At 73.8% G+C, this 313-nt stretch carries 1 protein-coding gene; it reads left to right on the top strand.

Going from position 1 to position 313, the window contains the following annotated elements; translation table 11 throughout:
• Positions 1 to 313 (top strand): DUF1176 domain-containing protein (locus CVH10_RS19175; RefSeq protein WP_146143093.1); only part of this gene is annotated, 313 nt, incomplete at both ends.

Below are 313 nucleotides of genomic sequence, written 5' to 3'. Positions count from 1 at the left end.
GCTCGCCACCGCGTCGCTGGAAGGCCTGAGCGCCGCACTGACCGCGATGGACGACGCGCAGTATCGCACCGGCGGCGTCACCGCCTTGCGCCGCCCCGGCACCCGCCCGGGCAGCCGCATTCCGCCGGTTCCGCCATTGCCCGTGGTGGTCCAGCCGCCCGTGACCGGCAAGCCGCCGCGCGCCCTGTCGGCGAAGCGCGCGGCCAAGCTGATCGGGCGCGACAATGCAGCATGCGGACAGGACGCCGGCGCCGTGGCACCACAGGCGTTTCGGCTCGATGCGACGCATACGCTGGTCACGGTGGAGCATCCG

The organism is Halomonas sp. ND22Bw (genome assembly GCF_003011945.1).
Classification (GTDB): domain Bacteria; phylum Pseudomonadota; class Gammaproteobacteria; order Pseudomonadales; family Halomonadaceae; genus Halomonas; species Halomonas halophila.
This window is presented reverse-complemented; position numbering and strand designations above follow the sequence as displayed.